Origin of the sequence: Vibrio sp. RW (assembly GCF_027587105.1) — a bacterium.
GTDB classification, from domain to species: Bacteria; Pseudomonadota; Gammaproteobacteria; order Enterobacterales; family Vibrionaceae; genus Vibrio; species Vibrio toranzoniae.
Genome location: NZ_JAPPTM010000050.1, coordinates 1 through 9845, shown reverse-complemented (window position 1 = coordinate 9845; position 9845 = coordinate 1). Strand labels below are relative to the sequence as shown.

Genomic DNA, 9845 nt, shown 5'->3' with positions numbered 1-9845 from the left:
GTACCGGCGTTACAAGCAGAAGATTTTCAGCTTAATACCATAACCAACGATAACATTTATTATCGAAGGTTAACAATTGAAACTCAAGAAACTTTGATAAGCATAAATATAATGTTATATTACGTGTTACATAATACGTTACTAAATAGTTTGAGAGGAAATCTCCCTATGGCACGCGCCGGAGTCACTTACCACGATGTCGCCAAAGCCGCCGAAGCCATCAAAACCCAAGGCCAGGAGCCTACGGTGGATCGAGTGCGGGAACATATGGGCACCGGCAGCAAAAGCACCATCGCGCCGCTGCTCAAGCGTTGGCGATCAGACAACGGAGAGGTAGCCGATATCGGTGGACTCCCGAATGACCTGGTGGAGGTAGTGAAATCACTCCACGAGCGGGTACAGCAGATGGCCGACCACCGTATTGAGGAGACCCGTCAGGAATTTGAGGCGTCAAATAAAGAACTCCGCAAAGAATTGGCCGATTCCAAAAACACCATCGCGCAACTTACTGCCCGACAACAGGATCTTGAGAGCCAGATTGAACGGCAGAACAAAGAAAAAAGCGCGTTAGACAAGTCTCTGGAAGATGTGCGTATCAGCGTGGTCAAAGCCGAGGCCCAACGAGACGAAGCCATTGTGCGAACCGCTGAATTAAAGGAAAGTATTGCGGAACTTAAGCAGGAAAATAAGGACATCCGCGATCATTTTGAACATTATCAGCAGCGCACTGCCGAAGACCGTCAGCAAGAACGCGAACAGTTCCGGATCGATACCCAGGGGTTGAAAGACCAGATGCAGGAACTGCAACACCGGTTCGACCAGGCTGAGTCAAGAGTGTCCGAGTTATTTGATGCCAATGCGCAGTTACAAAGCAATGCAGATAAACTTGAACAGACCAATGCGACGCTAAACAGGGATTTGAACGGAAAGGTAGATGAGACCCAGAACCTGAAGCGCGACCTTGAAGACGCCATGACGAAGAACCAGGAATACCAGCATAAAAATGAGCAATTGGCAGAAAAAATAGCAGCTCTCACTGCTCAGAAAGCAGATGTCGATAAGGAATTGGCCGTGTTATCCCAAGCTTTGAAGGCCACCAAAACCGAGGTGAAAACCATCCAGGATAAAGTGACGTATCTGACCGATGAGAACAAGGTAATTCTTCAGGAAAAGGCGATGATCCTAGGACAATTCAAACAACTCCAGGGTTCGCTATGAAAAAGGCTGTCACAGCATTGAATATTCAGTAATGTTCCAAAGATGACCAAGTTTTAAGGGCAAATGCCGGGTTAGCGGCTATCTGACGGAAACCTACGGTTTCGAGGGTGCCACAGGATTCAAAACCGTAGGTTTTCGTTCAAATGCCCCCGCTGGTCCATAAATGCTGAGAATATATCCTCTTCAAAGATGTGCTTATTTCTTTCGACAACTTGAGCGGTGCGATCAACATCTCCAATGATTCTGACAGCAGGAGCACCATTTTGTTGTACTGAATAAGAATCTAAGAACTTAATCTGATTAAGGATGTTTTCATCTAAGATAAAATTGTTCTGCCCCGAATCTAAGTGGCCAGTAGCCAAATTAACCAAGCCAGTGTTTTGAACGCCTACGTGTGCAACTTTAGCGAGAAGGTCCATCCATAGCTTTTTTTCAAGGTCTTTCTGAGTCTGAAGTAATTGGCGCAAGTCACCACTTTTTATCTTGGAGCTTCTGCCTGAGTAGCGATAGTAAATATCTGAATCGTGAGTTTTTGGAGAATCCTTTTGGCAGATGATAGGTTTTGTTCGCGACTCTAAGATTTGAAAAGCACCAATATCTATACCGTTAACACTGAAGACATGTCGCTTAAAATCAATTGATGGAGTCAAGTGTTCGTTAAAATACCCAGAAATTTCGGCATCGTCGACTTCGTCAAAGTTAGTGATCCCGATGACTCTGTGGGGGGCATCCTCAATGCCGAAGAGAATCAAGCCTCCAGCTCGATTTGCAAAAGCGGCCGCTGTTTTAAGAACTACTGATTTAAAATTCTTATCTGCCCAGTCGAACTTTGCTTTAAACTCAATAGAGTTAGATTCTCTTCTGTGTAACACACCGTCAGCATCTATTACTCTAAAAAACTCATCAGTCCAAACTTGATCGTATTGAAGCATATCGTGTTCCTTTTATAATGCTATCAAGACAAACAGTGTACCGTTAGATAGACGTATTAATCTATGTCGATCTGCATACTAATGATGGGATCTTAGCCATCATTTGCAAAGTTCATGCAAAGCGCCTAAAAGAAAGACATAAATAATTGATTTTTAACAATTAATCTTAGACGCCAAACTTTCAAAATCCGCCGCCCGCGAGGGTGTGCCGGTTCAAGTCCGGCCTCTGGTACCATCCATCTAATTCTTTGCACACAATAAACCGACCTTTGAGTCGGTTTTTTTGTGTCTAGAGATTCGGTGATCTGTTAGCAAACAATTCCAGGCTCGAGGCAAGATACTAGCGTTTATTGTTAATCATCTTACTTTTCAAGCTTCAAGCCTTAAGGTGCAAGTTTACAGTCAATAGAAACTGAGTAAGGCTCTACTCTTCCGAAGATTAAATCAAATAGCATAACTAGCTGGAGCAAAAAGTGGAGGTGACCTGCTCCCCACTACCCCATAAGTTTTCGTTCTGCATTGATTGTTCACTGATTAACCTTTTTGTACTGCTTGGGTGTTGTGCCTACGTATTTAGAAAACGTTTTTATGAATGCACGCTCAGACTCATAACCTACGTTGGCTGCAATATCATCCATATGAAGACTCGTTGTTTTAATTAGCTCTTTTGCTTTTTGTACACGAATGAGTGACAAATAAGTAAAAACTGTTTCACCTACTAAATCTTTAAACCGCTTTGAAAATGCCGCTCTTGACATACCAACTTGAGATGCCAAGTTGTCTATAGTCCACGGGGAATGGAGTTCGTCATGCAATAACTGTAAGGCCTTATTGATTCGTTTATCCTGCAAAGCATTGACCAAAGAACCCTTATTTTGCCTTGCAAAATTTATCCGAATTAACTCGACGAGTATGACCTCTGACAGCTTATTTACCAGAATTTCTGAACCTGGGTTTTGAGCCATGTATTCTGAGCTTATTTGTTCAAATGTGCTTTTTAGCCATGGATGTTTAGTCACTTCTTGGTCGGTAACGACGGTCACCTCTGACAATGAATCTTTTAATGGAGAAAGTGTTTCCTCATCAAAATCACAATCGCCACATAATAATAAGGTCGGTTCTTTGTTTGGGGGGACAGCTTCATAAGGATGGTCGCTATGGAGATAATGCGGTATACCAGGTCCCACAAAAACCATGTCACCTGCATAAAGCTGCTCAACCTTGTCGTTGACTTCCAGCCAACAGGTGCCGCTTCGAATAGAGTGGAATGCAGCAGATGTTCTATTTTCGTAGCTTTTCTTCCATGGTGGTTCAACGTTACTACAAAAATAGACGCTGCCTTGTACTCTGAGTGAATAGAGAATATTACTTAGAACATCCATGCTTGTTCCTTAAAAAAAGACCGATGTCCATAGTAGACGATCAGTGTAATAAATAAAGACGTTCGCGTATTTAACCGTTTTCGATTTGCGCAATAATGAATCTATCGAAGCAGTACACTCGATTTAAACATACTTAAACACAACGAGAATTATCTCAGTAAAGGAAAAATTATGACTTCTACAACGCTTGAAAATACAACAGTAAACGCAGTAACAAATAATACCCAAAACCGAATTAACGAATTAAGTTTTGCTGAGAAAGTGGTAAAGGTTGGCGATTATGCTTTGCGTTTCTCGGTCGTCACGGTTTTATTGTGGATTGGTGCAATGAAATTTAGCGCCTATGAAGCCGGTGCGATTGAAGGTTTAGTAGCATCTAGCCCATTAACATCATGGCTTTACAGCGTTTTTAGCCTTCAGGGCGCTTCAAACTTAATTGGTAGTGTCGAAATTATCACCGCATTGGCGTTACTTGCTGCCCCGTTTAATCGAGTTATAGGTGTTATTGGTAGTGTCGCTGCCATCGCAACATTCGCTGTAACATCAAGTTTTCTCTTATCAGCACCGGTTTGGGAAGCAAGCTTGGGTGGTTTTCCTGCACTTAATGTTGTGCCTGGTCAGTTTTTATTAAAAGATATCGTGCTATTAGCTGCCGCTATCTCGCTTCTAGGAAAGTCGTTGGTTAAAGCCCAGTAACCTTTATCAAATCAATATTGACTCGCTAGACTTTGCCTAGCGAGTTTTTGTATTTAAGGTAAAGCATTATTGAAACGACTATCGTCGTTCAAATGAGGTAACAAATGTATACTACAACTACTATGTTTATACCTCTTGTCGCGTTTGCACTTGGTTATTGTCTTACTCAAATAAATGGCTGTCTCGTTGCGGCCGTTAATCGTTTACTCGTACACCGCAAGCTAGATTGGTTACTTGGGTTACTTTTTGCTGCTAGTTCTTCTGCGGTTTTGCTTCTCTTTATTTCAAAGGCTGAGATTTCACTTTTTTCAATGCCGAGCCACGTTTCTATTGATGCATCGCTTGCTGCGGGTGGCGTATTGTTGGGGCTAGGGGCTTTAGTCAACGGCGCTTGCATGTTGGGCAGCATCGCAGAAATTGGGAAGGGAAATTATCACTTCACTTTTACACTTCTTGGCGTATTAATCGCCATGTTACTTTTTCCACTAAGCCTTTCTATTGGGCCTATTGAAATCTTTCAGACGCATGCTAAGGATACTAACGGCATAAAAAACCACGTGTTCTTCGGGCTCTTTGCTATCGCGTTCATTTGGGGTCTTGTAAAGTTGATTTATCAACAGAAATACCAGATGTTCTTTCTGTTAGGTGCTGGAGTTTTTGGTGGTTTATTGTTTTCGGCTAACCCCACTTGGAGTTATACCTCCGTACTTGGCAAATTAATCTGTACAAGAAGTGTATGTGAATTTAGCGAACAAGATGTATCTGCGATTATGGTGTTTCTTGGCGCAATGCTGGGTATGTATCTTAAGAACGTATTTTGTGCTCGTTTCTCATTTAGGCTAGCGATACGAAACTTTTTAGGCGGCATATTGATGGGATTCGGCGCGATCATGATCCCAGGCGGGAACGATAGTCTGCTGTTATGGGCAATGCCGGGAAACGCTATTTATGGTGTGGCCGCTCTTTTTATCGCGGTAGTCACTATTGCAATTGGTGTGTTTTTAGAGCTAAACTATAAGTTGCTCACAATGGAGAAAAGCAATGATTGACCTTTATCTGTGGAGAACCCCCAACGGTTACAAACCTTTGATATTTGTTGAAGAGGCCAATGTTGACTACCGTCTACACCCAGTAGATATCGGCAAAAACGAGCAGTTCCAACCCGCTTTTTTAGATATATCTCCCAACAATAAAATACCCGCACTGGTTGACAATCATATAAGCATTTTTGAATCCGGTGCGATCCTTTTATATCTCGCAAAAAAAACAAAACAATTTATGCCAAGCGACACCGTAGAACACTACAACGTCTTGCAATGGTTAATGTGGCAGATTGGTGGTTTAGGGCCAATGATGGGACAGAATGGTCATTTTGCCAATGCAGCCCCCGAGCCAATACCATATGCACTTGAGCGTTTTCATAAAGAAACTCATAGGCTATTAGGCGTACTGGAAAAACAGTTACAAAAAACTGAATTTGTTGCCGGAGACTACAGTATTGCTGATATGGCGATTTTTCCGTGGCTAAAAGCAGGTAGTGGTAACTACTTAAACATTGATTTGTCGGTCTATCCTGCTACTGAAAAGTGGATGAATCGAATTGCGAAACGCCCTGCGGTAATCAAAGCCTACAGCATCGGTGCTGAATTATAGTGATACACAAATAGGCAATAAAGCTTTGTTAAAGATAGACGATCAGTGTCTGTTTTAGAGACGAATGGGCATTGTTGGTTTCACTGACTACATCATACTTAAACCATCACTTAATGATGAGGAAAAGTAATGACACCCAAAGTAGAAGTATACACCAAAGGCTATTGTCCGTTTTGTAAACAGACCAAAGAGACGTTGCGACAGCTAGGTTTAGCATTTAAAGAATTAGATATTGGCCGAAATAAAACGTTAACCAAAGAGATGATGGACAGAAGTCAACGCAAAACTGTTCCCCAAATTTTTATTAACGATGTGCATGTTGGTGGAAATGATGATTTTCAGTATGCATTGCGAAACGGACTTTTGGACAGCATCGAAAAGCACGTTTCTCAAGCGGATAATGCTTAACGTTTTTTAATAAAGGCACTGCGCATTTGTGAAATGAAACCATTTCAGAAGTTTCAGGTGCGCGTGTCTCATCAACTGTAAATCTTAAATAAGAATAGTTTTAGCGGCGACTATGTCGCATCAGCTTAAATCACTAGGGAAACAAAATGGATAATCAACTAAAACAGGTAGACATAGCGATAATTGGAACTGGTACCGCCGGCATGGGTGCGTATAGAGAGGCATTGAAATTTACGAAGAGTATTGCGCTAATTGAAGGCGGTGAATACGGTACAACGTGCGCAAGAGTCGGCTGTATGCCATCTAAACTGCTTATCGCGCCTGCTGAGGCTCGTCATCGCGCAGCTGTTTTTGAACAATTTGGTTTGCAAGGTAGTGTGCCCAGTGTTGATGGACAATTAATAATGAAACGTGTCCGTGAAGAAAGAGATAGGTTTGTAGGATTTGTCAATGAAGACGTTGATGGATTTGACGAAACACACAAAGTAAAAGCATACGCAAAGTTTATTGATGAGCACACGCTTGCCTTGTCGAATGGGGAAACGATCAGAGCAGAGCGCATAGTTATAGCCACAGGCTCACGTCCAAATATTCCTAAGTTTTTTGAAGCTGCTGAAGATAGATTAATCACAAACGATGACGTATTTTACTGGAATGACCTGCCCAAATCGGTCGCAGTATTCGGCGCAGGTGTTATTGGTTTAGAACTAGGGCAAGCATTGCATCGGCTCGGTGTAGACACCCATCTTTTTGGCGCCAATGATGCTGTAGGTCCTCTATCAGATCCTGCCATACGGGAATATGCCTTAGGTGTATTTAAAAGTGAGTTTCCGTTTCACAGTAATGGAGAAGTCTCCTCGATAAAACGGGTTGCTGAAGGCGTAGAAATCACGTTTAAATCTGAACCTGACAGTCAAGAGCAAACAAAAGTGTTTGAATACTTACTTGCAGCAACCGGACGCCGTGCCAACGTAGATAATTTGAATATTGAAAATACCCAATTAACGCTAGATACGCGAGGTATTCCAGTTTATGACCCGCTGTCAATGCAATGTGGCCATAGCCATATATTTATCGCAGGTGATGTAAATGGTGATATACCTTTGCTGCATGAAGCATCCGATGAGGGACGACTTGCCGGTGAGAACGCTGGACGTTTTCCAGAGGTCTTCAAGCGGGCGCGAAAAACACCATTAGGCGTTGTGTTCTCGGACCCTCAAATTGCAACGGTAGGTAAGTCATACAGTCAGCTAGTAGCGAGCAAAGTACCCTTTGCATCAAGTAGTGTCAGTTTTGAAAACCAAGGGCGAGCTCGTGTCATGTTGGTTAACAAAGGATTGATGCGACTTTATGGAGAGAAAGAAACGGGTATCTTATTAGGGGCTGAAATGATAGGCCCAAGTCATGAGCATTTGGCGCATCTTCTTTCATGGTCAATCCAAATGCGTATGACAGTAGGCGAAATCTTACAAATGCCATTTTATCATCCAGTTATCGAGGAGGGCTTGCGTACCGGGCTTCGATTACTTCTTAACGAACTTAACATGGGACCCCAACCGCCTCTTAATTGTATTGATTGTGGCCCCGGGGCTTAGACTCAAATATAGAATCGCAAAAGTAGGGCGCAAGTTTCAACGACTGCGCCTTTTATATGACTCTACTTGGAAAAGTTACCGACTTTAATTAAGCGTGTTCGCAGTTCAGTCGTCTGTCAATTAACCAGACGGTTATTGAACAAAAGTAAGGTGGTTAAGGTAATTAAATATTGTGGCAATTAGATAACACAATAAAACTGATGCGAGGTCGCATGAAAAAGCCGAAGGTCGCGTGGAAAGACAAACACGAAAAAGACGAGAGAGCATATACGAAGGCAAATACAATGAAAGTGCCTGCTGACTCTTACTGGACGCCTTCTGACTGGGTACAGGATTGGGTGGAGGGGTTTCGGCAACTATTTAACGATACGACTCAAATCGCCGTGCAAGGTTACGACAGTGAACGCCGTGTCGTTTACTGGAATCAAGCAAGTGAAGTTGTCTACGAATACTCAGCGGAAGAGGCGATGGGTAAACGTATCGAAGACTTGATCATTCCCACCAACCTTCATCAGCACGTTATCGACTCTATTGAACGTTGGATCAATCATGGGAAACCTGTGCCAGCTGCGGGGGTCACTCTGCGAAGAAAAGACGGCAAACCCGTACATGTATTCTCTAGTCACGTATTGTTGAGTAATCGGCAAGGCGAGCCGGAAATGTACTGCATTGATATCGATGTGACAGAGCGTCTTGCCACTGAACAAGCATTAAAGGATAGCGAAGCTCGTTTCCGGTTATTAGCCGAAAACATGAGTGATTTGGTTTGTTTACATAGCCCCACTGGATGTTTTGAGTATGTCAGTCCATCTAGTTTGGCGTTGTTAGGCTATAAGTCACACGAGTTAATTGGGCAAATGCCTGCAAGCTTCTGTCACGCTGATGATTACGCTCGTCTGATGAATATGTTTGAAAACCCAGCTCAAATCAAAGAACCTCTCATTTACCGCATGCGCGATTTTAAAAGGGGAGTTCCGCTGGATGTAGTCATTGATGCGCCCAATATATGACGAAAAGGGTGCAGTAGTGCAAATACAAGCAACCTCACGTGATGTTTCAGAAAAAATGGCGATGCAAGAAAAGCTGCGATATGACGCCTTGCATGATTCACTGAGCGAGCTGCCCAATCGCAATTTTTTAATTCAGCATCTGACACAACAATTAGAAACACTAGATAGCCAGCCTAGTAGTTATTTTGCTGTTCTGTTTTTGGACTTGGATAGATTTAAGATCATAAATGACAGCTTAGGGCATTCATTCGGTGACAAAGTCTTAATTGAGATAGCAGCGCGATTAAAGAATGATCTTCCCAAAACGAGCTTTATTGCCCGCTTGGGTGGAGACGAATTCGTTATTGTGGTTCGCGATGTTGAAAATGTTGATCGTGTCACTAATATTGCGAGCAACCTGTTAACCAAATTAAAAGCCCCATTTTTCATCGAGAACCGTAATATTGCTGTCAGTGCAAGCATTGGTATAGTGATTGCGGATTCTCCCCAAACCTCAGCAGATAATTTGTTGCGAAACGCCGACATTGCGATGTATCAGGCGAAGGCTAATGGTAGATCATGTTATAAGATTTTTAATCATCAAATGCATACCAATGTGCTTAAGCAGCTACAAATTGAGCATGACCTTCGAAAAGCACTTGATCACGAAGAGTTCTTTCTTGTTTATCAACCAATCGTTACACTCCCTGAAGCGAATTTGTTAGGCTTTGAATCTTTGGTTCGTTGGCGACATCCAAAATTAGGAATGATCTCACCGGACCGTTTTATTCACATTGCCGAGGAGACAGGTCTGATTCTGCCTCTTGGTGCATGGATTTTACGAACAGCTTGTCATCAACTAGCTGATTGGAGGCGCAAGTTCCCGTCATCGCAAAAGATAAAAGTTAGCGTTAACTTGTCCGTTAAACAACTACAACAAGCTCAAGTGCTTAACGAGATTGATACTATCTT

Annotated in this window: 10 protein-coding genes; 8 read left to right on the top strand and 2 right to left on the bottom strand. The window is 42.6% G+C overall.

Translation table 11 applies throughout. The features are described 5' to 3' along the window. Positions 1-168: 168 nt before the first annotated feature. Positions 169-1218, top strand: coding sequence for a DNA-binding protein (locus tag OCT63_RS20950; protein WP_020744755.1), 1050 nt, complete (start codon positions 169-171; stop codon positions 1216-1218). A 119-nt stretch (positions 1219-1337) separates the two neighbouring features. Here the strand turns inward: OCT63_RS20950 and OCT63_RS20945 are convergent, their stop codons facing one another. Both OCT63_RS20945 and OCT63_RS20940 read right to left on the bottom strand, forming a co-directional pair. Next, a complete protein-coding gene (locus OCT63_RS20945) occupies positions 1338-2150 on the bottom strand; it encodes an AlbA family DNA-binding domain-containing protein (RefSeq protein WP_269984541.1) in 813 nt (270 codons plus the stop codon). A gap of 527 nt (positions 2151-2677) precedes the next feature. Beyond that, positions 2678-3532, bottom strand: coding sequence for an AraC family transcriptional regulator (locus OCT63_RS20940; RefSeq protein WP_188731950.1), 855 nt, complete (start codon positions 3530-3532; stop codon positions 2678-2680). A 171-nt stretch (positions 3533-3703) separates the two neighbouring features. Here OCT63_RS20940 and OCT63_RS20935 point away from each other — a divergent pair, with 171 nt between their 5' ends. The 7 genes from OCT63_RS20935 to OCT63_RS20905 all read left to right on the top strand — a co-directional run. Continuing rightward, positions 3704-4228, top strand: coding sequence for a YkgB family protein (locus OCT63_RS20935; protein WP_188731948.1), 525 nt, complete (start codon positions 3704-3706; stop codon positions 4226-4228). 104 nt (positions 4229-4332) lie between these two features. Further along, positions 4333-5277 carry a YeeE/YedE thiosulfate transporter family protein gene (locus tag OCT63_RS20930; protein WP_269984540.1) on the top strand — a complete coding sequence of 315 codons (945 nt, stop codon included), beginning with the start codon at positions 4333-4335 and terminating at the stop codon, positions 5275-5277. Then, the gene (locus tag OCT63_RS20925; protein ID WP_188731944.1) at positions 5270-5881 is read left to right on the top strand and encodes a glutathione S-transferase N-terminal domain-containing protein; all 612 of its coding nucleotides are present in this window, start codon (positions 5270-5272) and stop codon (positions 5879-5881) included. Before OCT63_RS20930 ends, OCT63_RS20925 begins: the two co-directional genes overlap by 8 nt. A 129-nt stretch (positions 5882-6010) precedes the next feature. Next, positions 6011-6289 (top strand): glutaredoxin 3, encoded by a 279-nt coding sequence (gene grxC, locus OCT63_RS20920; protein WP_188731942.1) that lies wholly within the window; start codon positions 6011-6013, stop codon positions 6287-6289. A 146-nt stretch (positions 6290-6435) separates the two neighbouring features. Then, complete coding sequence (locus OCT63_RS20915) at positions 6436-7884, top strand: dihydrolipoyl dehydrogenase (protein WP_188731940.1); 1449 nt, start codon at positions 6436-6438, stop codon at positions 7882-7884. A gap of 212 nt (positions 7885-8096) precedes the next feature. Continuing rightward, positions 8097-8894, top strand: a complete 798-nt coding sequence (locus tag OCT63_RS20910) for a PAS domain-containing protein (protein ID WP_188731938.1) — start codon at positions 8097-8099, stop codon at positions 8892-8894. Between the two features lie 16 nt (positions 8895-8910). Beyond that, positions 8911-9845: putative bifunctional diguanylate cyclase/phosphodiesterase (locus OCT63_RS20905; RefSeq protein ID WP_269984539.1), on the top strand; the 935-nt coding region annotated here is incomplete at its 3' end.

Excerpts from the sequence above, each read along its gene's own strand:
- OCT63_RS20950 (WP_020744755.1), top strand. The coding sequence starts at position 169 with ATGGCACGCGCCGGAGTCACTTACCACGATGTCGCCAAAGCCGCCGAA.
- OCT63_RS20945 (WP_269984541.1), bottom strand. The coding sequence starts at position 2,150 with ATGCTTCAATACGATCAAGTTTGGACTGATGAGTTTTTTAGAGTAATA.
- OCT63_RS20940 (WP_188731950.1), bottom strand. The coding sequence starts at position 3,532 with ATGGATGTTCTAAGTAATATTCTCTATTCACTCAGAGTACAAGGCAGC.
- OCT63_RS20935 (WP_188731948.1), top strand. The coding sequence starts at position 3,704 with ATGACTTCTACAACGCTTGAAAATACAACAGTAAACGCAGTAACAAAT.
- OCT63_RS20930 (WP_269984540.1), top strand. The coding sequence starts at position 4,333 with ATGTATACTACAACTACTATGTTTATACCTCTTGTCGCGTTTGCACTT.
- OCT63_RS20925 (WP_188731944.1), top strand. The coding sequence starts at position 5,270 with ATGATTGACCTTTATCTGTGGAGAACCCCCAACGGTTACAAACCTTTG.
- grxC (WP_188731942.1), top strand. The coding sequence starts at position 6,011 with ATGACACCCAAAGTAGAAGTATACACCAAAGGCTATTGTCCGTTTTGT.
- OCT63_RS20915 (WP_188731940.1), top strand. The coding sequence starts at position 6,436 with ATGGATAATCAACTAAAACAGGTAGACATAGCGATAATTGGAACTGGT.
- OCT63_RS20910 (WP_188731938.1), top strand. The coding sequence starts at position 8,097 with ATGAAAAAGCCGAAGGTCGCGTGGAAAGACAAACACGAAAAAGACGAG.